20 protein-coding genes are annotated in these 22,823 nt (G+C 63.3%); 9 read left to right on the top strand and 11 right to left on the bottom strand.

The genetic code is table 11. From position 1 onward, the window contains the following. The first annotated feature begins 92 nt into the window (after positions 1–92). The 6 genes from FJ977_RS12890 to FJ977_RS12865 all read left to right on the top strand — a co-directional run bounded on the left by FJ977_RS12890 (position 93) and on the right by FJ977_RS12865 (position 6,872). A complete protein-coding gene (locus FJ977_RS12890) occupies positions 93–1,481 on the top strand; it encodes an aldehyde dehydrogenase family protein (RefSeq protein WP_140771918.1) in 1,389 nt (462 codons plus the stop codon). An 18-nt stretch (positions 1,482–1,499) separates the two neighbouring features. Further along, positions 1,500–2,672, top strand: coding sequence for an iron-containing alcohol dehydrogenase (locus tag FJ977_RS12885; protein WP_140771916.1), 1,173 nt, complete (start codon positions 1,500–1,502; stop codon positions 2,670–2,672). 242 nt (positions 2,673–2,914) lie between these two features. Next, positions 2,915–4,021 carry an ABC transporter substrate-binding protein gene (locus FJ977_RS12880; protein WP_140771915.1) on the top strand — a complete coding sequence of 369 codons (1,107 nt, stop codon included), beginning with the start codon at positions 2,915–2,917 and terminating at the stop codon, positions 4,019–4,021. A 187-nt stretch (positions 4,022–4,208) separates the two neighbouring features. Continuing rightward, positions 4,209–5,003: an ABC transporter permease subunit gene (locus FJ977_RS12875; RefSeq protein WP_244735529.1), complete on the top strand. Its 795-nt coding sequence runs from the start codon at positions 4,209–4,211 to the stop codon at positions 5,001–5,003. Continuing rightward, positions 5,000–5,791 carry an ABC transporter permease gene (locus FJ977_RS12870; protein WP_140771912.1) on the top strand — a complete coding sequence of 264 codons (792 nt, stop codon included), beginning with the start codon at positions 5,000–5,002 and terminating at the stop codon, positions 5,789–5,791. The genes FJ977_RS12875 and FJ977_RS12870 overlap by 4 nt, the downstream gene beginning before the upstream one ends. 16 nt (positions 5,792–5,807) lie before the next feature. Then, entirely contained in the window at positions 5,808–6,872 is a 1,065-nt protein-coding gene (locus FJ977_RS12865; RefSeq protein WP_140771910.1) for an ABC transporter ATP-binding protein, read from the top strand. A gap of 20 nt (positions 6,873–6,892) precedes the next feature. Here the strand turns inward: FJ977_RS12865 and FJ977_RS12860 are convergent, their stop codons facing one another. Next, positions 6,893–7,519, bottom strand: coding sequence for a glutathione S-transferase family protein (locus tag FJ977_RS12860; RefSeq protein WP_140771908.1), 627 nt, complete (start codon positions 7,517–7,519; stop codon positions 6,893–6,895). A gap of 123 nt (positions 7,520–7,642) precedes the next feature. Between FJ977_RS12860 and FJ977_RS12855 the strand changes: the two genes are divergently transcribed. From FJ977_RS12855 to FJ977_RS12845, 3 genes are all read left to right on the top strand, one after another. Continuing rightward, positions 7,643–9,196 carry a sodium:proton antiporter gene (locus FJ977_RS12855; RefSeq protein ID WP_140771907.1) on the top strand — a complete coding sequence of 518 codons (1,554 nt, stop codon included), beginning with the start codon at positions 7,643–7,645 and terminating at the stop codon, positions 9,194–9,196. A gap of 216 nt (positions 9,197–9,412) precedes the next feature. Continuing rightward, on the top strand, positions 9,413–10,321 hold the full coding sequence (locus FJ977_RS12850; protein ID WP_140771905.1) for an endonuclease/exonuclease/phosphatase family protein: 909 nt from the start codon (positions 9,413–9,415) through the stop codon (positions 10,319–10,321). 7 nt (positions 10,322–10,328) lie between these two features. Continuing rightward, entirely contained in the window at positions 10,329–11,174 is an 846-nt protein-coding gene (locus FJ977_RS12845) for an EamA family transporter (protein ID WP_140771903.1), read from the top strand. Between the two features lie 6 nt (positions 11,175–11,180). On the opposite strand, the gene FJ977_RS12840 is transcribed toward FJ977_RS12845, so the two are convergent. From FJ977_RS12840 to FJ977_RS12790, 10 genes are all read right to left on the bottom strand, one after another. Then, entirely contained in the window at positions 11,181–12,398 is a 1,218-nt protein-coding gene (locus FJ977_RS12840) for an MFS transporter (protein WP_140771901.1), read from the bottom strand. Positions 12,399–12,486: 88 nt separating this feature from the next. Further along, on the bottom strand, positions 12,487–12,804 hold the full coding sequence (locus FJ977_RS12835; RefSeq protein ID WP_140771900.1) for a Dabb family protein: 318 nt from the start codon (positions 12,802–12,804) through the stop codon (positions 12,487–12,489). An 11-nt stretch (positions 12,805–12,815) separates the two neighbouring features. Continuing rightward, on the bottom strand, positions 12,816–14,444 hold the full coding sequence (locus tag FJ977_RS12830; protein ID WP_140771898.1) for a choline dehydrogenase: 1,629 nt from the start codon (positions 14,442–14,444) through the stop codon (positions 12,816–12,818). Between the two features lie 11 nt (positions 14,445–14,455). Continuing rightward, positions 14,456–15,217, bottom strand: coding sequence for a 3-ketoacyl-ACP reductase (locus FJ977_RS12825; RefSeq protein WP_140771896.1), 762 nt, complete (start codon positions 15,215–15,217; stop codon positions 14,456–14,458). Next, positions 15,214–16,716, bottom strand: coding sequence for a GMC family oxidoreductase (locus FJ977_RS12820; RefSeq protein ID WP_140771894.1), 1,503 nt, complete (start codon positions 16,714–16,716; stop codon positions 15,214–15,216). The genes FJ977_RS12825 and FJ977_RS12820 overlap by 4 nt, the downstream gene beginning before the upstream one ends. An 88-nt stretch (positions 16,717–16,804) precedes the next feature. After that, positions 16,805–17,920, bottom strand: a complete 1,116-nt coding sequence (locus tag FJ977_RS12810) for an ABC transporter ATP-binding protein (RefSeq protein ID WP_140771890.1) — start codon at positions 17,918–17,920, stop codon at positions 16,805–16,807. Between the two features lie 21 nt (positions 17,921–17,941). Continuing rightward, on the bottom strand, positions 17,942–18,886 hold the full coding sequence (locus tag FJ977_RS12805; protein WP_140771888.1) for a carbohydrate ABC transporter permease: 945 nt from the start codon (positions 18,884–18,886) through the stop codon (positions 17,942–17,944). Next, positions 18,883–19,839, bottom strand: a complete 957-nt coding sequence (locus FJ977_RS12800) for a sugar ABC transporter permease (RefSeq protein ID WP_140771886.1) — start codon at positions 19,837–19,839, stop codon at positions 18,883–18,885. The genes FJ977_RS12805 and FJ977_RS12800 overlap by 4 nt, the downstream gene beginning before the upstream one ends. A 153-nt stretch (positions 19,840–19,992) precedes the next feature. Further along, positions 19,993–21,246, bottom strand: a complete 1,254-nt coding sequence (locus tag FJ977_RS12795; protein WP_056595179.1) for an ABC transporter substrate-binding protein — start codon at positions 21,244–21,246, stop codon at positions 19,993–19,995. Between the two features lie 58 nt (positions 21,247–21,304). Next, complete coding sequence (locus FJ977_RS12790; protein WP_140771885.1) at positions 21,305–22,816, bottom strand: aldehyde dehydrogenase family protein; 1,512 nt, start codon at positions 22,814–22,816, stop codon at positions 21,305–21,307. Between the last annotated feature and the right edge of the window lie 7 nt (positions 22,817–22,823).

The raw sequence follows: 22,823 nt of genomic DNA, 5'->3' as shown, positions 1-22,823 counted from the left end.
TCGCCACTGCGGGAGAAGGTGCCGGCAGGCGGATGGGGGTAGCGCCAAGCAATGTGATTTTCGATTGTTGTAAAAGTGCGAGGACTTAGAAAATGACCGAAACGGTCAAACTCATTACCCCCATAGACGGCTCGATCTATGCCGAGCGGCCCGTGGCAACGGACCAGGCGATCAATGCCGCTGTCGAGCGCGCCAAGGCGGCGCAGGAGAAATGGGTCGAGACGCCGATCGTCGAGCGCGGCAAGTACATGCTTGCGATGCTCGAAGCGCTGGTGGCGATGACCGATGAGATCGTGCCCGAGATCGCCTGGCAGATGGGGCGTCCGGTGCGCTATGGCGGCGAGTTCGGCGGCGTCAAGGAACGCACCAATTACATGGTCGAGATCGCTGAGGCGGCGCTGAAATCCGTGCCGGCATCCAACCCGAAGGACGGCTTTCGGCGTTATGTGAAGAAGGATCCGCTCGGCGTGGTCATGGTGATCGCGCCCTGGAACTATCCCTATCTGACCGCCGTCAACACGATCGTGCCGGCGCTGATGGCCGGCAACGCCGTTATCCTCAAGCATGCGGCGCAGACGCTGCTGGTCGGCGAGCGCTTCAGCCAAGCCTTCGAGAAGGCCGGCCTGCCCAAGGGTGTGTTCCAGAATATCGTGCTCAATCACGCCCAGACCGAAAAGCTGCTTGGTTCGGGCAAGATCGACCATGTCAACTTCACCGGTTCGGTCGGCGGCGGCCGTGCCATCGAAAAGGCGGCGGCGGGTACCTTCATGACGCTCGGCCTTGAGCTTGGCGGCAAGGATCCGGCCTATGTGCTGCCCGACGCCAAGATGGATCACGCTGTCGCCAATCTGGTCGACGGCGCCTTCTACAATTCCGGCCAGTGCTGCTGCGGCATCGAGCGCGTCTATGTGCACGAGAAGGTCTATGACGAGTTCGTCGAGGGCTTCATCGCCGAGACCAAGAACTATGTCGTCGGCAATCCGCTGGAGCAGGCGACGACGATGGGGCCGATGGCGCAAGCGCGCTTCGCCGACCTGATCCGCGAGCAGAAGGCCGAAGCGCTGCGCAAGGGCGCCAAGGCGCACATAAACATGAAGGTGGCTAACGACAGGGCGGGCTCGCCCTATCTGGCGCCGGAGGTGCTGACGCAAGTCGATCATCAGATGAGCGTCATGCGCGAGGAAAGCTTTGGCCCGATCGTCGGCATCATGAAGGTGCGCAATGACGAGGAGGCGATCGCGCTGATGAACGACAGCCCCTATGGGCTGACGGCCTCGATCTGGACCAGGGATACCGAGCATGCGGTGGCGATCGGCAACCGGGTCGAAACCGGCACTGTGTTCATGAACCGCTGCGACTATCTCGATCCGGCCCTGGTCTGGACCGGCGTCAAGGACACCGGCAAGGGTGCGGCACTGTCAGCCATCGGCTACGACAATCTGACCCGGCCGAAATCCTTCCACCTGCGCGAAGCCATCTGATTTTTCGAAAGACAAGCAATGTCCAAGCTGATCTCCAAATGGAACTACCCCACCACCGTCCGCTTCGGCGCCGGGCGCATCAAGGAATTGCCTGAGGTGTTGGCGGCTACCGGCATCAAGCGGCCGCTCTTCGTCACCGATCCGGGCCTGGCGAAACTGCCGGTCGTCGCCTCGACGCTGAAGATTCTCGACGATGCCAAGGTGCCCTACGGCGTGTTCTCGGAGGTGAGGCCGAACCCCGTCGAGTCCAACCTCACCGCCGGCATTGCCGTGTTCAAGAAGGGCAAGCATGACGGCGTCATCGCCTTCGGCGGCGGCTCGGCGCTCGATCTCGGCAAGCTGATCGCCTTCCAGGCGGGCCAGACGCGGCCGGTATGGGATTTCGAGGATGTCGGCGACTGGTGGACGCGCGCCAACTCCGACACCATCGCTCCGATCATCGCGGTGCCGACCACGGCTGGTACCGGATCGGAAGTCGGCCGCGCCGGCGTCATCACCAATGAGGAGACGCACACCAAGAAGGTCATCTTCCATCCGAAGCTGCTGCCCGCGATCGTGATCGCCGATCCGGAGCTGTCGGTTGGCATGCCTGGCTTCATCACCGCCGGCACCGGCATGGATGCGCTTGCCCACTGCCTCGAAGCCTATTGTGCGCCGGGCTACCATCCGATGGCCGACGGCATCGCGGTGGAAGGCATTCGCCTGGTGTTCGAGAACCTGCCGAAGGCCTTCGCCAACGGCAAGGACCTCGTCGCGCGCGCCCATATGATGAGTGCGGCCGCCATGGGCGCCACCGCCTTCCAGAAGGGGCTGGGCGCCATCCACTCGCTGTCGCATCCGGTCGGCGCGCTCTACGATACCCATCACGGCATGACCAATGCCGTGTTCATGCCCTATGTGCTGGCCTTCAATCGCGACTCCATCGAGGAGCGTATTGCCCGGCTCGCCGCCTATTGCGGCATCAAGGGAGGCTTCGATGGCTTTGCCAAGGCCATCATCAAGCTGCGCAAGGAGTTGAAGGTGCCGCACGCGCTGCCGGGCCTGATCAAGGGCCTCGACATGGACAAGAAGCGCAAGGCGCTGATCGCGGACATGGCGGTGGTCGATCCGACGGCCGGCGGCAACCCGGTCAAGCTGACAAAGAAGGCGGCGCTGACGCTGCTGGAAAACGCGATCGCCGGCACGATCTGACGGCGTGTGACTGCCAGAAAATTGATCTGGAAAATCAGGGCAAACCAAGGGGGAAGGATGAAATGCAAGGCACAAGGTGATTAGCCGGAAAAATAAGTGACGGCTAATTGCTACAGTCGGTTAAAAAGAGTTAACTTTTTCTGCTGCCGGCCAAGGGTTTCACAAAGCTTTCATCTGGCTGTCACATGAAAACGATACCGCATCGCAGGCGTTCAACAGCGTCAGTTCAACGGAGAGAACACATGTTCAAATTCACGGGGAAGGTGCTTTCCCTTTCGGCCGCGACCCTCATGGTGTCGTCGGTGATTTCGTCCGCGGCTTCGCTGGACGATCTCGTCAAGGCCGCGAAGGCCGAGGGCCAGCTCACCACCATCGCGCTGCCGCACGACTGGTGCGGCTACGGCGACGTCATCGCCGGCTTCAAGGCGAAGTATCCGGAAATCACCATCAACGAGCTCAACCCCGATGCCGGCTCCGGCGACGAGGTCGAGGCAATCAAGGCCAACAAGGACAACAAGGGCCCGCAGGCACCCGACGTCATCGACGTTGGCCTGTCCTTCGGCCCGACCGCCAAGGCCGATGGCCTGCTGCTGCCTTACAAGGTGTCGACCTGGGACTCGATCCCGGATAGCGCCAAGGATGCAGATGGCGCCTGGTACGGTGACTATTACGGCGTTCTCTCGTTCATGGTGAACAAGGACCTGGTCAAGGAATCGCCCAAGGACTGGGCCGATCTCCTGAAGCCGGAATTCGCCAATTCGGTGGCGCTTGCCGGTGATCCGCGCGCTTCCAACCAGGCCATCCAGGCCGTCTACGCTGCCGGCCTTTCCGGTGGCGCGGCTGCCGGTGAAGCCGCCGGCACCGCTGGCCTCGACTTCTTCAAGAAGCTCAACGCCGCCGGCAATTTCGTTCCGGTCGTCGGCAAGCCGGCAACGCTCGCCCAGGGCCAGACGCCGATCCTGATCAACTGGGACTACAATGCGCTCGCCGGCCGCGATACGCTGAAGGGCAACCCGCCCGTCGACGTCATCGTGCCGAAGACCGGCGTGGTCGCCGGTGTCTACGTCCAGGCGATCAGCGCCTTTGCGCCGCATCCGAACGCAGCCAAGCTTTGGATGGAATACCTCTATTCCGACGAAGGCCAGATCGGCTGGCTGAAGGGCTATTGCCACCCGATCCGCTTCAACGATCTCGCCAAGAACGGCAAGATCCCCGCGGACGTGCTGGCCAAGCTGCCGCCGGCGGAATCCTATGCCTCGGCCGCGTTCCCGACGCTCGACGAGCAGGGCAAGGCCAAGGAAGCGATCAGCAAGAACTGGGACGCCGTTGTCGGCGCCAACGTCAAGTAAGACTTGAAATCCACCGGGCGGCCGCGAGGCCGCCCGGCTTTCCCTCGAAGACGGTAGCCGGCGCATGACCGATCTTACGCTTTCAAATCAGGCACTTGCCACCAAACCCGCGCCGCCGAACGAGGCGACCGCCTTCCGCCTGCCGACGCAATGGATCGGCGTGGCGCCGTTCTTCATCTTTGCCCTGATGTTCCTGATCCTGCCCACGCTTTATCTCGTGCTGGGCGCGTTTCAACGCGGTGACGGCTCGTTCACCCTGGACAACATCCTGCAGCTGGTCACCGACCCGTCGATTAGCGCCTCCTATTGGGTTTCGATCAAGATCAGTTTCTGGTCGGCCATCATCGGCGCCTTTGCCGGCCTCGCAATAGCCATCGCGATCGTGCGTGGCGGGCTGCCAAGCTGGACGCGCTCCGCGACACTGACTTTTTCGGGCGTCGCGTCGAATTTCGCAGGCTTGCCGCTGGCGTTCGCGTTCCTGGCAACGCTTGGCCGCGTCGGCATCGTCACCACGCTTTTGCGTGACGTCCTCAATATCAACATCTATGCGATGGGCTTCAATTTCCTCACCACATCGGGCCTGATCGCGGTCTATCTGTTCTTCCAGATCCCGCTGATGGTGGTCATCATCGTGCCGGCCATCGACGGATTGAAGAAGGAATGGGGCGAGGCGGCGGCCACGCTTGGCGCCACGCAGTCGCAGTATTGGCGCATGGTGGTCATCCCGGTGATATGGCCGAGCTTTCTCGGCACCGTCATCCTCTTGTTCGCCAATGCGTTCGGCGCCATCGCCACAGCTTACGCGTTTGCCGGCCCGGCGCTCAACATCGTTCCCATCAAGCTCTATTCGCAGATCAATGGTGACGTGCTGCACAATCCGCAGCTTGGCTATGCCATCGCCTTCGGCATGATCGTCATCACGGGCTTGGCCAACGTCTTCTACATCTGGTTCCGGACTCGCTCCGAAAGGTGGCTGAAATGAAGTCGGGTAAGTTCTGGGCCTGGGTCATCTTCGTTGTCGGCGCGGCTTATTTCTTCATACCGCTGATGGCGACGGTCGAGTTCTCGTTGCGCATGCGCCGCGGCGTTCATTCCTTCGACGCCTATCGGATCGTGCTCGGCGACGCGCGCTTCCAGTCGACCTTCCTGTATTCGGTGATCGCGGCCATCTTCACCATCATACTCGGCGTGCTGATCGTGGTGCCGGCTGCCTATTGGATAAGGCTGCGTCTGCCGCAGCTCAGGCCGATCGTCGAATTCATCACCTTGCTGCCGCTGGTCATTCCGGCCATCGTCATCGTTTTCGGCTATATCAGGATGTACGGTTCGAATTCGCCGCTGCCGTTCCTGGGAAGCAATATGGGTGCGAACGCCCTGCTGGTCATCGGTTATGCAACGCTGTCGCTGCCTTACATGTATCGTGCCGTCGACACCGGCCTTCGCACCATCGATGTGCGCACGTTGACGGAAGCGGCTCAAATCCTGGGTGCCGGCTGGGGCACGATCATTGGCCGTGTCATCCTGCCCAATGTCCTGATTGCCGTGCTGTCGGGCGCCTTCCTCACCTTTGCCATCGTCATTGGCGAGTTCACCATGGCGAGCCTGCTCAACCGCCCGGCCTTTGGTCCTTACCTGCAGAACATCGGCGCCAACCGTGCTTATGAGCCCGCGGCCCTTGCCATCATCGCTTTCGCCATTACCTGGGGCTGCATGTCGCTCATCCAGATCCTGTCCCGCTTCGCGCCGAAATCGGCGAACCGACCGAACTGACCTGAGAGAAAAAGCCATGGCCGAGCCATTTCTGTCCATCCAGCATGTGCGAAAGTCCTACGGTTCCAACACCGTGGTCCAGGATTTCAGTCTCGACGTCGAGCCGGGCGAATTCGTCTCGTTCCTCGGACCGTCCGGCTGCGGCAAGACGACGGTGCTGCGCATGGTCGCCGGCTTCGAGGAGCCGTCGGCCGGCAAGATCGTCGTGGCCGGCAAGGACATTACGCGGCTGAAGCCCAACCAGCGCAATGTCGGCATGGTGTTCCAGGCCTACGCGCTGTTCCCGAACCTGACCGTGGCACAGAACATCGCTTTCGGACTGAAGGTCGCCGGCATGTCGAAGGCAGATGCCGACAAGCGCGTCGCCGAGATGCTCGACATGATCAAGCTGCCGCAGATGGCCGACCGCTATCCCTACCAGCTCTCAGGCGGCCAGCAGCAGCGCATCGCGCTGGCGCGCGCGATCGCGCCGAAACCGAAGCTCCTGCTGCTCGACGAGCCGCTGTCGGCGCTCGACGCCAAGGTGCGCGTGTCGCTGCGCGAGGAAATACGCTCCATCCAGAAGAAACTCGGCATCACCACCATCTTCGTCACCCATGACCAGGAAGAGGCGCTGTCGATCTCCGACCGCATCGCCGTCATGTATGGCGGCAAGGCCGAGCAGGTCGCCACCCCATTCGAGATCTACAACCGGCCGGCAACCAAGTTCGTGGCGAATTTCGTCGGCACGCTGAACGTGCTCGAGGGCAAGGTCACCGATGCCGCGTCCGGCAAGGTGCAGGTCAACACGCAGGAAGTCTCGCTCAAGGGCAAGCTCAACGGCTCGAAGTCGGGCGACACGCTGTCGCTGGCGCTGCGGCCGGAAGCGATCTCGCTCGGCCGCCAGCCCGGCCGAGACTCCAGCTTGACCGGAGAGATTTCCGAAGTGCACTTCCTCGGCTCGGTGATCCGCGTTCGCGTCGGCATCGGCGGCAACACGGTGTCGCTCGACACCTTTAACAACTCCGCCACCCCGCCGCCCGCTGTCGGCGAGAAGGCCGAGATTTCGTTCTCGTCGGGGGATATGCTGGTCCTTCATTGAAATGCCGTTGAGCGCTGACCTCAAGCCGGCGCAATGAACGGCTGCGATATCTCCTGAAAGACGGCCAAGGCTTCCATACGCTTGGCGTGTGCGCCGAGGGCCGGGAAATCGGCCAGCGACACCAGGCCCGGATGCGCCTCGCCGATAAAACGCAGCACCGCCGCGACCGCGATATCGGCATGACCGATATGGTCGCCGAACCAATACGCTGTCGGACGTTCGGCCCGTTCGGCCTCCAGCACGGCGAGCACCGCCTCTATCTGCATGCGGCAGCGCCCGACCCAGACATGGGAAATCTTCTCGTGCAGCCGCTTCTCGTAGAACAGGCTGACCGCCTTGTCGCCGAGCCCGGTGGCCAGGGCTGACACTTTCAGCGCCTGATGACGCATGGGCTCGCTCACCGGAAACATCCTGCGATCGGCCGGAACAAGGCTGTCGAGATAGTCGAGGATCAAATGGCTTTCGATCAGCACCTCGCCATTGTCCAGCACCAGGGTCGGTACCCGCGTCAGCGGATTGTAGGGACGGATCTTCTCGGCATCGCCGAAGGCCGACCACGGACGGTGCTCGAAGGAGATGCCATACAGGGTCAGCGCGATGCCGACACGGCGCACGAAAGGCGAGTCATATTGGCCGATGAGGATCATACCTGTCTTTTAAGCGGGAGGTGGTTTGCCGCCTACTGCCAGAGGGCTTGAGTTTGATGGCCAATCCACCGCATCCTGCAGGCATATCCGCGCCGGCAATCCCGTCTCACGGAAGTACCGCTCATGGCTCTTTTCGAACTGACGCTTGTCCTGCTTTTGACTGCCGTCGCGCTGACAGCGCTGTCGCGGCGGCTGGAGATACCCTATCCGTCGCTGCTGGCCTTGGCCGGGGTTGCGATCGCCTTCGTGCCCGGTGCGCCGATGATCGAGATCGATCCGGAGCTGGCGCTTGCGCTGTTCATCGCGCCGGTGCTTCTCGATGCCGCCTATGACACCTCGCTGCGCGACCTGAAGCGCTACAGGTTGTCGCTGGTGCTGCTGGCACTTGGCGCCGTTGTCTTCACCACTGTCGTCGTTGCCTTCGTCGGCTGGAAGATGGCCGGCCTGCCAATAGCGGCGGCGATCGCGCTCGGCGCCATCGTCGCGCCGCCGGACGCGGTGGCGGCATCCGCCGTACTGGGGCAATTCAAGGTGCCGCACCGCATCACCGCCATCCTGCAGGGCGAGAGCCTGCTCAACGATGCCACGGCCCTCCTGATCTACCGGCTGGCCGTTTCGGCGGCGCTCGGCTCGATCATGCTGAGCAACGCCATTCCGACGATCTTGCTGTCGACCATTGGCAGTCTGGTCGCGGGATATGTGCTTGGTCGCCTCTCGCTGCTGACACTCACTCGCATCGAGGATGCGGCGAGCAGCACCGTGGTGCAGTTTGCCGGAACATTCGGCGTTTGGATCCTGGCCGACAGGCTCGGTCTTTCCGCCATCATCACCATCGTCGTCTACGCCATCACCATCGCGCGCCGGGCGCCGCGCCGCATGTCGGCGAGACGCCGCGTCAGCACCTATTCGGTCTGGGAGTCGGCGGTGTTCGTGCTCAACGTGCTCGCCTTCGTGCTGATGGGCCTGCAGGCGCGTTCGATCGTCGGCCGGCTCTCCGGCGAAGGGCAGGGCGAAGCCTTTCTCTTTGCCGCGACGGTGCTGGTTGTCGTCATTGTGGCACGCCTCGTCTGGGTGGCGAGTTACGTTGCCATCATCCGGTGGTTCGCCCGCTTCGGCGGCGAAGACCGGAGGCGGGACGCGCCGACGTTTCGCGGCGCGGTGCTTGTCGGCTGGTGCGGCATGCGCGGGCTTGTGACGCTGGTGGTGGCCATTGCCCTGCCGGCCGGTTTTCCCGGCCGCGATCCGATCGTGCTTGCCGCCTTCGCCGTGGTCTTGGGCACGCTGGTGTTGCAGGGGATGACGCTGAAGCCCTTGCTGCGGATACTCAACTTCGATCCGGACAGAACGGTCGACAATGAGGTGGCGCAAGCGCGCGTCGCGGTCATGCAGGCCGCACTCGACGTGTTGAGCCGCAAGACGTCAGCCGCGGCGGCTGTCGTGCGCGAGCAGTACGAGGCCCAGCGTGTTATCGCGGAAAACCCGGAGGACGCACAGGCGGCAACCGAATATGACCGGTTGCGCCTCTATGCCATCAATCGCCAGCGCGACACGCTGGAGGAGTTGCGCCGCAACGGCACGATCGGCGACGAGGCCTATCATCGGCTGGAGGAAGAGATCGACTGGGCGGAACTGGCGGCCTCACCGGCGGGCCGGTTCCAGCCGCTGACGACGGATTAGGACGGTTCCCCGCCGGACCTGACCCGCCGGCGTTGGCACGAGAAGCCTCGCGGCGTTTTCCGGCGCGCGGAGAATACCGAAGCGATCCGGAATCGGTGCATGATCGCACAGCAGGCGCAGGGGAGGCTTCTGGCACAAGCCGCTTCCATTCTCCTGCACATTGCAACCAATCCACCGAACCGCTACTGCCATCACCGAAAGTGAGCCGGATAAGCAATGAAGCTGGTCAGCTACAACATCCAGTACGGGTTCGGCGGCGACGGGCGCTACGATCTTTCGCGCGCGGCACGGATCGTCGACGGTGCCGACATCGTTGCGCTTCAGGAGGTCGAACGCCACTGGCAGCGCAGCAATTTCGACGACCAGCCGGAACTGCTGTCGCGCCTGCTGCCCGACTATCACTGGGTTTACGGGCCGGCCTTCGACATGGATGCCAGCGAGCGGCGCGATGGCCGCCTGATCAACCGGCGCCGGCAGTTCGGCACCATGGTGCTGTCGAAGCTGCCGATCGTGTGGTCGCGGCTGCATGCGCTGCCGATGCGCCGGACGCTGCGGCCGCTCAACACCCGCAACGCGGCACTCGAATGCATGATCCGCACGCCCGCTGGCCCGGTGCGGGTGTTTTCCCTGCATCTCGCCCATATCGCCGCGGAAGAGCGGCTCGAACAGATCGACTATCTGCTCGCCGAGCATCGCCGCGCGCCATCTGACGGCGGGCCGTGGAGCGGCGCTGATGACGAACCTTCGCGCAACTGGACCAGCGGCGAGGCCGAGCCGGAAAATCCGCTTGCCGCGATCTGGATGGGCGATTTCAACATGGAGCCGGGCAGCGCCGAATACCGCCGCATCGTCGGCAGCACGCCCTATCATCGCGGTGCCGCCTATCTCGACGGCTTCGTCGATGCGGCTTCCGTTGCCAGCGAACCGGCGGCGGATTTCCACACGCATGAGAAGATCATCGACGGCAGACTGGCAAAGCGCCGGCTCGACCACTGTTTCGTCGGCGGGGTGTTCGCCGGACGGGTGCGCTCGGTGGGACCCGACATAGGCGAGGTTGCGTCCGACCACTTCCCGGTCCGGATCGATATCGATCTCGAGACGCCCTTCGGCTTGGGAGGTCGATAAGCCTGAAATGACGCTTTTCGTCTTCTTCGCGGTGCTTGCCGCCGCTGCCATGCACGCGATCTGGAACGCGCTGGTCAAGGTCCATCTCGACCGCTTCCTGTCGATCACGCTGATGACGCTCGGCATGGGTGCCGCCGCACTCGTGGTGCTGCCCTTCGTCGAAGTGCCGAAGGCCGAGGTGTGGCCCTACATCATCGCCTCGGTCATCTTCCACATGGGCTACCGCACATTCCTGATCGGCGCCTACCAGGCCGGCGATTTCGCCCAGACCTATCCTCTGGCGCGCGGCACGGCACCTTTGCTGGCCGCGATTGGAGGCATGTTCGTCGTCGCCGAAGTGCCCGCGCCGCTCGCCATTGTCGGAATCCTGCTTTTGTCGGCCGGCACGCTGGTGATGTCGTTTCGCGGCGGCGCGCATCTGGAGAAGCTCAATTTGCGTGCGGTCGGTTTTGCCTTCGGCACCTCGGTCTTCATCGCCAGCTACACTCTGTCCGACGGCAGCGGCGCGCGGCTGGCGGTAACGGCGCAGAGCTACGCCGCCTGGCTGTTCATCTGCGATGCTTTTGGCGCGCTGGTGCTGTGCCTGATTTTTCGTGGGCCCAAGGCGCTTCCGGTTCTGGCGCGCGACTGGAAGACCGGGCTGTTCACCGGCGTGCTCAGCGGTGCGGCCTACTGGATCGTGATGTGGGCGATGACCAAGGCGCCGATCGCCTCGGTGGCGTCGCTGCGCGAGACCTCGATCCTATTCGCCATGATGATCTCGGTCTACGCGCTCGGTGAGAAGATGACGGGTTGGCGCGGCGCGGCCGCGCTCAGCATTGTTGCGGGTGTCATTGCGCTGCGGCTGGGCTAGCCGCCTCTAACTCAGCACCGTCATCACCTGGCCGCGCCGTTCCGGGCTGAAGCGGATGACAACGATGATGCAGACGGCGACCACGCCGGCGAAAAGCGCCAGCGCGTAGCCGTAGCTGCCGCCGGGCGCCTCGGCTATGCTTGCCTGGTACGGGCCGCCATAGGACGCCGCGAGATTGCCCGCCTGGTAGATGAAGCCGGGCAAGGTCGCGCGGACCGCACCCGGCGACAGTTCGTTGAGATGCACAGGGATGACGCCCCAGGCGCCCTGGACCGCGACCTGCATGACGAAGGCGCCGATGGCCAGCATGAAGGGCGTCGTGCTGTAGGCCCAGAGCGGTATCGACGGCAGGGCGATCAGGCAGGCGAGAGTGATGGCGTTGACGCGGCCGATCTTCTCGGACAGGGCGCCGAACGCCAGGCCGCCGACAATGGCGCCGAGATTGGCGACGATGGTGATCCAGCTCACGGTGTGCGGATCGAAGCCGTGCTGCTTCTTCAGGAAGGTCGGGTAGAGATCCTGCGTGCCATGGCTGAAGAAGTTGAAGAACATCATCAGGACGACGGCATAGAGCGCGACGCCCCAGTGCTTCTGCAGCGTTTCCAGCAGCCCCGGCTTCACCGATTTCTGCGCCTCGACGAAGGCGGGCGATTCCGGCACATGCGAGCGGATGAAGAGCACGATCAGCGCCGGCACGAAGGAGAGCAGGAACATGGCGCGCCAGCCGATCGTATAGCCGCCGATGGTCTGCTGATAAAGCAGGCCATAGACCACCGCCGCCAAGAGGTAACCTGCCGGATAGCCGCATTGCAGGATGCCCGAGACCATGCCGCGGGCACTCGGCGGGATGGATTCCATGGCGAGCGAACTGCCGAGCCCCCATTCGCCGCCCATGGCGATGCCGAACAGAGCGCGCAGCGCCAGGAAAATGCCGAGATTGGGCGAGAAGGCGGCGAGCGCGCCGATCACCGAATAGCTGACGATGTTGAGCATGAGCATGGGTTTGCGCCCATATTTATCGGCGAGCATGCCAAAGAAGAACGCGCCGATGAAGCGCGTCGCCAAGGTCAGGAACAGTGCCTTTGAGACTGCCGGGACATCTGTGTGGAATTCACTCGCAATATCGGTGAGCAGGAATGTCAGAAGGAAGAAATCAAAAGCGTCGAGCGTCCAGCCCAGAAATGAGGCCAGAACGGTTTTCTTCTGCTCGCCAGTGAGATTCAAGGCATCCTCCTTTGGTCCCCAAAGGAACGATATGTCGCCCTGCTCGCAAAAGAGAACAGCGATCAGCCGGCTTTCGAAGAGCCGCCGGTCACTTTTTCGTAAGATCGAGATCGAAGACCATCAATCCATCGGTGCCGCCTTCGAGTGCGGCGACCAGTCTTGCGCCGGCGCGCTGGTGCGCCTCATGCACGAGATAGGCGTCGCGCGCGGCGGCATCGCGGAAATCGATGGTGAAGCCATGATTGAAGCCGCGCGCGAAAGGTTCGGGGCTGACATTGCCGCTGAAGTGGACGGTGTCCATGCCGTCGATCACCTGTCGCAGCGCTTCCAGGTCGGCATGGATCGCCGCGCGCTCGCTGTCGGGGACATCATCGCGAAACCGGACGAAGACGCAGTGCCTGATCATTTTCTTTCCTTTCAAGCAGCCCGGTTTCCGGAAAACACAGCCGGTGGCAGCGGTTCGCGACCGAGGATCAGGTCGGCGCCCTTTTCGCCGACCATGATCGTCGGTGCATTGGTGTTGGAGGAGGGCACGCGCGGCATCACCGAGGCGTCGCAGACGCGCAAGCCTTCGATACCGCGCAGCCGCAGGTCCGGTGTCACCACGGCCATGTCATCATGGCCCATGCGACAGGTGCCTACAGGATGGTGATCGGTCTTCGAGGTGCGGCAGGCATAGTCGACCAGCTCGTCATCGCTGGCCAGCGACGGGCCAGGCAGCACTTCGCGCAGCACGTAGGGGGCAAGCGCCTTCTGCCGCATGATCTCGCGCGCCAGCCGCAGCCCCTTCAGTGACATGGCCCGATCATAGGGGTCGGACCAGTAGTTCGGGTCGATCAGCGGATGGTCGGCCGGGTCGGCGCTCTTCAGCCGCACGGTGCCGCGCGAGCGCGGCCGCAGGAAGGCCGAGTTCAAGGTAACACCAGGGTTGTTCAGCTTCTCGACGCCGGCCTCGATGCCCGAGCCCAGGCCGAGATGGAACTGGATGTCGGGCGAGGCGGCGGTCGGATCGGCGTACCAGAAGCCGCCGGTCTCGAACAGGCTGGAAGCCACCGGCCCCTTCTTGAGCAGCAGGTACTGCAGGCCAGCCCAGGCCGTGCGGTGCAGCTTGGCGTAGTTGTCGTAAGTATGGTCGCCGGTGCACTCGGCGATGACGAACAGATCGAGATGGTCCTGCATGTTGGAGCCGACGCCGGGCAGGTCGTGCACCGGCGTGACGCCGACCGATTTCAGATGATCGGCCGGACCGATGCCCGATTGCATCAACAGTTTCGGCGAGCCGATGGCGCCGGACGAGACGATCACCTCGCGCTCGGCACGCAGGATTTTCTTCTCGCCCCCCGGTTTGTCGACGATCTCGACGCCAATAGCGCGGCCCTTCTCGACAACGATGCGGGTGACCAGCACGTCGGTTCGGACGGTGAGGTTCTTGCGCGCGCGGATCGGCTTGAGATAGGCGACCGAAGCGGATGAGCGCCGGGCGTCCTTCTGCGTCAGCTGGTAATAGCCGACGCCTTCTTGGGCAGCGCCGTTGAAATCCGGATTGAAGGGAATACCCATCTCCTGGCCGGCGCGGAAATAGGCCTCGCAGATCGGCAGCGGCGAGATCGGATTCGACACGCCCAGCGGTCCCTGGTCACCGTGGAAATCGTTGGCGTAGCGCTGGTTGTTCTCGGCGCGTTTGAAGTAGGGCAGCACATCGCGATAGCCCCAGCCGGCGAGGCCGTCTTCCTTCTCCCAGGCGTCGTAGTCGCGGGCGTTGCCGCGCGTGTAGATCTGGGCGTTGATGGAGGAGCCGCCGCCGATCACCTTGGCCTGCGTGTACCAGAAGACGCGGTCCTTCATGTTTTTCTGCGGCACGGTCGACCAGCCCCAGGACGCGATGCCCTTGGTCATCTTGGCGAAGCCCGCCGGCATATGGATGTAGGGATGCCAGTCCTTGCCGCCGGCTTCGAGCAGCAGCACGGAATTGCCCGGATCCTCGCTCAACCGGTTGGCCAGAACACAGCCGGCCGGGCCGGCGCCCACGATGATGTAATCGGTCATGTCGTTTCCACCTACAATCGCGGCACGGAGAGCGCGCCATCGACATTGATGATCGAGCCGGTCGAAAAGCCGAGCTTGCCGGTGGCAAGCGTCGCCACCACCGAGCCGATGTCGGAAGCCTCGCCCCAGCGTTTGGCCGGCACCAGTCCGCCCTCGATCAAGGCATCGTATTTGGCGGTCACGCCTGCCGTCATGTCGGTGCGGATGATGCCCGGCCGCAGCTCGAAGACGCCGATGTTCTCCGGGGCAAGCCTGAGCGCCAGGTTCTTCACCCACATGGAAAGGCCGGCCTTGGAGATGCAGTAGTCGGAGCGTTCCGGCGAGGCCATGTCAGCGCTGACCGAGGTGATGGTGATGATCGACTTTATGCGGTCGCCCGGTGTGGCCAGCATCGCCTTGGCGACGGCCTGGCTGAGAAACACGGTGCCGCGCAGGTTGATGCCGAGCGTACGGTCGAAATTCTCCGGTTTCAGCTCCAGCAGGTCGCCGCGCACCACGGCACCGACGCCGGCATTGTTGACGAGACAGTCGATGCGGCCGAAGGCAAGCAATGTGGCATCGACGAGTGCGGCGTGGCTGGCAAGATCGGCGATGTCGCAACGGACATAAGCGAATTTCGCGCCGCGTGCCGTGATGTCGGTCGCCAGATCGTCCGGCGCCTGTTCGGCCAGATCGGCGACCAGAATGTCGAAGCCAGCATCGGCCAGGGCCTGGGCACAGGCAAGACCAATGCCGCGCGCGCCGCCGGTGACGATGGCCGCGGGGCGGGTCATGCGGCAAGCTCGCTCTTGCGGATATGTTCGGCCACCCGCAGCGCTTGCGCTGCGATCGACAGGGCCGGGTTCACCGCGGCCGATGTCGGCAAAAAACTGCCGTCGACGACGAACAGGTTCTGGTGGTCGAACGACCGGCAGAATGGATCGAGCGGCGAGGTCGCCGGATCGCCGCCCATCTTGATCGTGCCGCACTGGTGCGAGGGCGTGCGTTTGTCGAAGGGGCGCGACAGCACGATGGGATAGCCGCAGGCGCGGAAGTTTTCGCGCATCACCTTGGTCAGCCCGTCGAGCGACTGCATGTTGGAGCGCCGCCACTGCATGACGATGTCCTTGCCGTCGACCATGATGCGGCTTTCGGGGTCGGGCAGGTCCTCGCACATCAGGTACCAGTCGACGGCATGGCCGGCCATGTAATCCAGCGCGAATCTCGGCATCGTCTTCACATTGGCCTTCAGCATGTTGCCGTCGATCTTGCCGAGCAGTTGGACATTGCCGAGTGGTTTGCCGCCCTTGCCGTCCGAGAGGTAGTAGTCGTTCAGCATCAGCGTCTTCTGGTAGACGGCATCATTTCTGCGGCGCGGGTCGATGGCCAGCATGGCGCTGGAGTTGTGATTCATGAAATTGCGGCCGACCTGGTCGGAACGGTTGGCGAGGCCCTTGCCATCCGATGAGGGCGAGCGCAGCAGGATGACGGCGGAATTGACCGCGCCTGCGGACAGGATGACCAGCTTGGGCGACACTTTCTTCAGCTCGCCATTCTGGCGGTAGTGGATGGCGGCGATGCTTTTGCCATCGGGGGCCGCCTCGAGATATTCGACATAGCAGCCGGTCTCGAGCCGGATGTTGCTGTCTTTCAACGCTGCCGCGAGCGGTGCCGTCTGGGCGTCCATCTTGCCCTGACCGGTGTTTGGAAAAGCGTCCCAGCCGGTTCTGCCTTCTTTCAGCCAGGTGTCGATGTCGACGCCGAGCGGCAGCGAGGCCGGATGCAGGCCCAGCCCCTTGAGTTCGGCGCGCGCACGCGCGATCGGCGCTTCGTCGGGCACCGGCTTGTAGGCGTAGGGGATCGAGTGGAACGGCTCGGTCGGGTCTTCCCCCAGCGTGCCGCGCACACGAAAGAGCTGCTCTGCCTTCGAATACCAGGGTTCGAACTCGTCATAGGAAAACGGCCATGCCGGCGAGACCCCGCCGAAATGCTCCATGGCGGAGAAATCTTCCTTGCGGTAGCGGATCAGCACCGCCCCGTAGAATTTCGAATTGCCGCCGACATAGTAGTAATTGCCAGGATTGAAGGCGGCTCCGCCGGCTTCGCGCCACATCTCCTTCGGCCGGTAGTGGCCGTCGACGAAGATGGAGCGCGTGTCGCGCGCATGCGGCGTTGCCGGCAAGGGCTCGCCGCGCTCCAGCATCAGGATCGAAGCGCCGCTGCCGGCCAGACCGGAGGCGATCGTGGCGCCGCCGATGCCGGAGCCGATGATGACGATGTCCGGATTTGTCATGGCCTAAATCGCGTCCCGACGCGCTTCAGGTTTTTGTTTTGATGCATATCGTTGCCCCAAAACCGGATCCACTTTTGGGCGGCATACATCAGCGTATGCGGTTCTCGGTCGCCGGATCGAAGAACACAGCCTTGGTCAGGTTGAAGGCAAGTGGCGTGTTGGTGCCCGGCTGGATGTTGGCGTCGGCGCGCAGACGCGCGACCACGCCCTTGCCGCCGAGATTGGTGACGGCGAAGGTGTCCGAGCCTGCCGGTTCGACAACCTCGATGTGGCAGTCGGCGGTGGCGATATGCGAGGCGTTGCGCTCCGCGCCCTCCGGATCGGTCAGGGCCTCCGGCCGGACGCCGAAGATGACCGGCTTGCCCTTGAACGCCGACAGTCCGGCTGGCGCATTGGCCATCGGCAGAGTGATCGGCTGACGCGCCTCGCGGTCGAGCACGACAGCCAGATCGCTGCCGTTGCCGCCGATGGTCGCCGGGATCAGGTTCATCGCCGGCGAGCCCATGAAGTCGGCGACGAAGACATTGCTCGGATTGTTGTAGATTTCGGCCGGCGTGCCGAATTGCTGCACCTCGCCGTCGCGCATCACGGCGATCTTGGTGGCCAGCGTCATCGCCTCGATCTGGTCGTGGGTGACGTAGACGATCGTTGTGCCTGTCGTGGCGTGGAGGCGCTTGATCTCGATGCGCATGTCGACGCGCAGCTTGGCGTCGAGGTTGGACAGCGGCTCGTCGAACAGGAACAGTTTGGGGTCGCGCACCAGCGCCCGGCCCATGGCGACACGCTGGCGCTGGCCGCCTGAGAGCTGGCTCGGCTTGCGCTGCAGGAGATGGCCGATCTGCAGGACCTTGGCCACCTTGTCGATCGCCTTCTGGCGCTCGTCGGCGGGCACGCCGCGCATTTCCATGCCGAAGGAGATGTTCCCGGCCACCGTCATGTTCGGGTAGAGCGCATAGCTCTGGAACACCATGGCGATGTCGCGCTTGGACGGGTGCAGATCGTTGATGGCGCGGCCGTCGACGCGGATCTCGCCCTCCGTGATCTGCTCCAGGCCGGCGATGGTGTTGAGCAGAGTGGACTTGCCGCAGCCTGACGGGCCGACCAGCACCAGGAAGCCGCCCTTTTCGAGTTCGACGTTGATGCCCTTCAGGATCTCAACATTCCCGAAGCGCTTCTTCAGCCCATCAATTTCCAGAAAAGCCATGGTCGTTCCTTCTGAATGTGGTCAGCCCTTGACCGCGCCCGCCATCAGCCCGCGCACGAAATAGCGGCCGGCGACGACATAGACGATCAGGGTGGGCAGAGCCGCGATCATCGCGGCCGCCATGTTGACGTTGTATTCGACGACGCCGGTCGAGGTGTTGACGACGTTGTTGAGCGCCACCGTCATCGGCATGGCGTCACCGGTGCCGGCGTAGGCGGAAGCGAACAGGAAGTCGTTCCAGATGTTGGTGAACTGGTAAATGACGGTGACGACGAAGATCGGCATCGAGTTCGGCAGCATGATGCGGCGGAAGATCTGGAAGAAGGAGGCGCCGTCGACCTGTGCGGCCTTGATCAATTCGGTCGGGAAGGCCTCGTAATAGTTGCGGAAGAACAAAGTGGTGAAGCCGATGCCGTAGACGACATGGACGAAGACAAGGTTGACCGTCGGGTTGCCGAGGCCGAAGCTGGTGCCGACCGAGTTCTGCAGCGAGACGCCGAAGCGGCCGAGGCTGCCCAGGATCGTCGCCATCGGCAGCAGCACCGACTGGAACGGGATGAAGCAGGCGAACAGCATCAGCCCGAACACCAGTGTCGCGCCGCGAAAACGCCATTTGGTCAGCACGTAGCCATTGAGTGCCCCGAGCATGGTCGAGATCAGCACGGCCGGAACCACCATCTTGATGGAGTTCCAGAAATAGCCCTTGATGCCGGCGCAGGTGAGACCGACGCAGGTCTCGCCCCAGGCCTTCAGCCACGGGTCGAAGGTCGGCGCCTTGGGCAGCGCCAGCATGTTGCCGTTCTGGATCTCGTCCATGGTCTTGAACGAGGTGACCAGCATGACGAACAGCGGCATCAGGTAGAACAGCGCAAACAGTGCCAGAAGCCCGTAGATGACGATGCGGTTGACGAGTTTGACGTTGACGCCGCCTGAAGCCTGGCGGGCGGGAGTGGTGACAGCGCTCATCGCGGCTTCTCCCTGAGTTCGGAATAGAGATAGGGCACGATGATGGCGACGATGGTCATCAGCATGATCACGGCACTGGCCGAACCGACAGCCATCTCGTTGCGCTTGAATGTGTACTCATACATGAAGTTGGACGGCAGCCAGGCCGAGCCGCCGGGGCCGCCGCTGGTCAGCGCGACCACCAGATCGTAGGACTTGATGGCGAGGTGGGCGAGCACGATGAAGGCCGACAGGAAGATCGGCCTGAGCAGCGGAATGACGATGCGGCGGTAGAGCTGGAAGGTGGTGGCGCCGTCGATCTGCGCCGCCTTCATGATCTCGCCGTCAATGCCGCGCAGGCCGGCCAGGAACATCGCCATGATGAAGCCGGAGGCCTGCCAGACACCGGCGATGACCACCGTGTAGATGACGAAATCCTTGTTCTTGATCCAGTCGAAATGGAAGCTCGTCCAGCCCCATTGATGCAAGGTCTGCTCGAGGCCGAGTCCTGGATCGAGGAACCATTTCCAGGCGACGCCGGTGACGATGAAGGACAGCGCCATGGGATAGAGGTAGATCGGCCGCAGCACGCCTTCGCCGCGGATCTTCTGGTCGAGCAGGATGGCCAGGAACAGGCCGAGCGCCAGGCAGATCAGGATGTAGAGAAAGCCGAAAATGCCCATGTTGGTGATCGACGTGTACCAGCTCGACGGCGGGTCGGTGTCGAAGGTCCAGCCCCACAGCCGCTGATAGGCGCGCGCGCCGGTGATGACATAGGACGGGAAGGTCTTGGAATTGGTGAAGGACAGATAGATCGTCCACAGGATGAAGCCGTAGACGAAGACGATGGTGATGGCGAAGCTCGGCGCCAGCACGATCTTCGGCAAGGCGTCCTGCAGGCGCGAGCGCACAGAGGCACGGGGGCGTGCATGCTCCGGCGTCAGCTTGATCTGGCTTGTTGCTAGCGTGCTCATGAGCTCCTCCCGTTTTCGGGTCGTCTCTGCGCTGCCGTCAGGCGGCAAGGCGGCCCGTGCGGACGGGTCCTTGGTCGGCATGGTGTCGAGCCGGCCAATCGTGGGATGAAACCTTCCCCGCCGAAGCGGGGAAGGTGTTTTCGAGGCCGGCGCTTACTTGGCGTCGTCGATCGCCTTGACCAGTTCGGTCACGGCTTCGTCCGAGGTCTTGATCTGGCCATGGACGAACTTCGAGACGACGTCCTTGTAGGCATTGGCGACCGCCGGAGGCGCGCCATAGCCCTGAGCCAGCGAGCCGAACAGCGTACCGCCGTCATTGGCTGCCTTCAGGTCGGCGATGCCCTTCTTGCCGCAAGCGTCGAAGTCGGTGTCGGGAACGTCGGTACGGGCCGGAACCGAACCTTTGACGACGTTGAAGGCCGACTGGAAGCTCTTCGACAAAGTGGCGGTGGCCAGTGCGACCTGGGCGGCCTTGCGGTCGTCCGGAACGTTGAACATGCCGAACATGTCGGAGTTGTAGATCACGGAGCCGTCAGTGCCCGGGAAGCGGTAGCACAGGAAGTCCGTGCCCGGGGTCTTTTTGGCGGCGTGGAACTCGCCCTTGGCCCAGTCGCCCATGACCTGCACCAGAGCATCGCCCTTGATGACCATGGCGGTCGCAAGGTTCCAGTCACGGCCCGAGAAGTTCGGGTCGACATAGGTGACGAGCTTGGCCAAATTGTCGAACGACTTCTTCATCGTGTCGGACTTGAGCGAAGCGTCGTCGAGGTCGTTGAAGGCCTTCTTGTAGAACTCGGGTCCGCCGGTCGACAGCACGACCGAGTCGAACATCGTGGCTTCCTGCCAGTTCTGGCCGCCGAGAGCGAGCGGGATCACGCCTGCAGCCTTGGCCTTGTCGAGCAGGGCAACGAAGTCGTCGAAGGTCTTCGGCTCGGTGCCGCCGATCTTGTCCATGACGGCCTTGTTGATCCACAGCCAGTTGACCGAGTGGACGTTGACCGGAGCCGCGACCCACTTGCCCTCATAGACCGAGAATTTCTGCAGGGCGGCCGGAACCGACTTGTCCCAGCCTTCCTTCTTCGCCGTCTCGGTCAGGTCGCCCATGACGCCGGCCGCCGCATAGTCGAGCACGGTGTAGCCGAGCATCTGCGAGGCGGTCGGATAATTGCCGGCCGCGACCATTGCCTTCAGCGCGGTCATGGCGGCGTCGCCGCCACCGCCGGCCACCGGCACGTCCTTCCAGGCATAGCCTTCCTTGGCCAGATCGCCCTTCAAGACGTTGAGGGCAGCCGCTTCGCCGCCCGACGTCCACCAATGCAGCATCTGCACTTCCTTGACGTCCTCGGCATGGGCGGCGAAGGCCAGACCCGATGCGAGAGCCGTTCCGATAAGCAGTTTGCGCAACATGTACTTCCTCCCTTGTTGCATTACACGACCGGTGGAAGCCCACCGGGTTCTTCCAAACTCAGCCGACCCACCATCCTGTGCGCTGGCCGCGATGAAACTGGATTGTCTTTTCCTCGGTATAGTCCTCGACGGCGCGTTTGCCGAGTTCGCGTCCAAGACCGGACTGCTTGTAGCCTCCGAAAGGCAGCTCGGGATAACCTTCCATGAATGTGTTCACCCAAACCGTCCCCGAACGCACCCCACGCGCCACCGACATGCAAGTGTCGATGCTGGCGCTCCACACGCCCGCCGACAGACCATAGGGCGTGTTGTTGGCGATGTGCAACGCCTTTTCAATCGTTTCAAAAGTCAGCACGGAGAGCACCGGCCCGAACACTTCTTCGCGTGCGACGGCCATGTCCTCGGTGACGCCGCGGATGATGGTCGGGTCGAGATATTGGCCGGCATTGGAGGCCAATTGCCGGCCGCCGCTGTAGACATTGCTGCCGCCGCTTGCAGCTGCCGTTACGTAACCGGTCACCTTGGCCAGATGGTCGGACGAGATCATCGCGCCGACCTTGGTTCGATCGTCCAGTGGATCTCCCACTGCTACTCTCGACGTAAGTGCCTTTACGGTGGCAAGAAAATCGTCGGCGATCGCCTCGTGCACAATCAGCCGGCTGCCGGCATTGCAGCATTCCCCGGCATTGAAGAAGCCGCCGAACACCGCCGCGTCGGCGGCCGCTTCTAGATCGGCATCGGGGAAGACGATCTGGCCGTTCTTGCCGCCAAGCTCCATCGAGACCTTCTTGAGCGACTGCGCAGCGGACGCCATCGTCATCTTGCCGACGCGGGTCGAGCCGGTGAACGACACCATCTCGACCAGGGGATGGCTGACCATCGGCGCACCGACATCACCGCCCAGGCCGGCAACGATGTTGACGACGCCGGCGGGCAGGCCGGCCTCAAGCAGGATGTCGCCGAGCACGAAGGTCGAGGCCGAGGTCATCTCGCTCGGCTTGACCACGGCCGTGCAGCCGGCGGCAAGCGCGAAGGGCAGTTTCTGGCTGACGATCAGGAACGGGAAATTCCACGGCGTGATGATCGAGACGACGCCGATCGGCTCACGCACGACCACGCCCAGCATGGCGTCGCCGAGATTGGCGTAGCTCTCGCCGTGCAGCGTGCGGGCGAGCGAGGCGGCATAGCGCCAGATGTCGACGGCGCCGCCGATCTCGCCACGCGCCTGGGCGATCGGCTTGCCCGATTCCAGTGCATCGAGCCGGGCGATGTCTTCCAGCCGCGTCTCGATCAGGTCCGCCGCCTTGAACAGGATCGCAGCGCGCTCGGCCGCCTTCATGCGTGGCCACGGGCCGGTCTCGAACGCCCTGTGCGCGGCTTGCACGGCCGCTTCCACCTCGGCCTCGCCGGCCTGCGCATAGCGCGAAACGGTGAAGCCATGGCCGGGGCTCTTGCGCTCGATCGTGCGGCCGTCGCGCGCATCGACATGCTTGCCGTCGATCAGCAGCCGATAGTTTCTTGGCGCGGCTGATGCCTCGGCGGGCATGGCGATGTTGAGGGGGGCATTCATCGGGATT

It is taken from the genome of Mesorhizobium sp. B2-1-3A, assembly GCF_006442655.1.
GTDB lineage: Bacteria > Pseudomonadota > Alphaproteobacteria > Rhizobiales > Rhizobiaceae > Mesorhizobium.
Note: the sequence above shows the minus strand (reverse complement) of the source record. Positions and strands in the feature narration are given on the sequence as shown.

Coding starts and splice junctions, on each gene's coding strand:
- FJ977_RS12865 (WP_140771910.1), top strand. CDS start 5,808: ATGGCCGAGCCATTTCTGTCCATCCAGCATGTGCGAAAGTCCTACGGT.
- FJ977_RS12790 (WP_140771885.1), bottom strand. CDS start 22,816: ATGAATGCCCCCCTCAACATCGCCATGCCCGCCGAGGCATCAGCCGCG.
- FJ977_RS12800 (WP_140771886.1), bottom strand. CDS start 19,839: ATGAGCACGCTAGCAACAAGCCAGATCAAGCTGACGCCGGAGCATGCA.
- FJ977_RS12835 (WP_140771900.1), bottom strand. CDS start 12,804: ATGATCAGGCACTGCGTCTTCGTCCGGTTTCGCGATGATGTCCCCGAC.
- FJ977_RS12850 (WP_140771905.1), top strand. CDS start 9,413: ATGAAGCTGGTCAGCTACAACATCCAGTACGGGTTCGGCGGCGACGGG.
- FJ977_RS12890 (WP_140771918.1), top strand. CDS start 93: ATGACCGAAACGGTCAAACTCATTACCCCCATAGACGGCTCGATCTAT.
- FJ977_RS12870 (WP_140771912.1), top strand. CDS start 5,000: ATGAAGTCGGGTAAGTTCTGGGCCTGGGTCATCTTCGTTGTCGGCGCG.
- FJ977_RS12875 (WP_244735529.1), top strand. CDS start 4,209: ATGTTCCTGATCCTGCCCACGCTTTATCTCGTGCTGGGCGCGTTTCAA.
- FJ977_RS12860 (WP_140771908.1), bottom strand. CDS start 7,519: ATGATCCTCATCGGCCAATATGACTCGCCTTTCGTGCGCCGTGTCGGC.
- FJ977_RS12845 (WP_140771903.1), top strand. CDS start 10,329: ATGACGCTTTTCGTCTTCTTCGCGGTGCTTGCCGCCGCTGCCATGCAC.
- FJ977_RS12885 (WP_140771916.1), top strand. CDS start 1,500: ATGTCCAAGCTGATCTCCAAATGGAACTACCCCACCACCGTCCGCTTC.
- FJ977_RS12825 (WP_140771896.1), bottom strand. CDS start 15,217: ATGACCCGCCCCGCGGCCATCGTCACCGGCGGCGCGCGCGGCATTGGT.
- FJ977_RS12820 (WP_140771894.1), bottom strand. CDS start 16,716: ATGACAAATCCGGACATCGTCATCATCGGCTCCGGCATCGGCGGCGCC.
- FJ977_RS12830 (WP_140771898.1), bottom strand. CDS start 14,444: ATGACCGATTACATCATCGTGGGCGCCGGCCCGGCCGGCTGTGTTCTG.
- FJ977_RS12795 (WP_056595179.1), bottom strand. CDS start 21,246: ATGTTGCGCAAACTGCTTATCGGAACGGCTCTCGCATCGGGTCTGGCC.
- FJ977_RS12805 (WP_140771888.1), bottom strand. CDS start 18,886: ATGAGCGCTGTCACCACTCCCGCCCGCCAGGCTTCAGGCGGCGTCAAC.
- FJ977_RS12810 (WP_140771890.1), bottom strand. CDS start 17,920: ATGGCTTTTCTGGAAATTGATGGGCTGAAGAAGCGCTTCGGGAATGTT.
- FJ977_RS12855 (WP_140771907.1), top strand. CDS start 7,643: ATGGCTCTTTTCGAACTGACGCTTGTCCTGCTTTTGACTGCCGTCGCG.
- FJ977_RS12880 (WP_140771915.1), top strand. CDS start 2,915: ATGTTCAAATTCACGGGGAAGGTGCTTTCCCTTTCGGCCGCGACCCTC.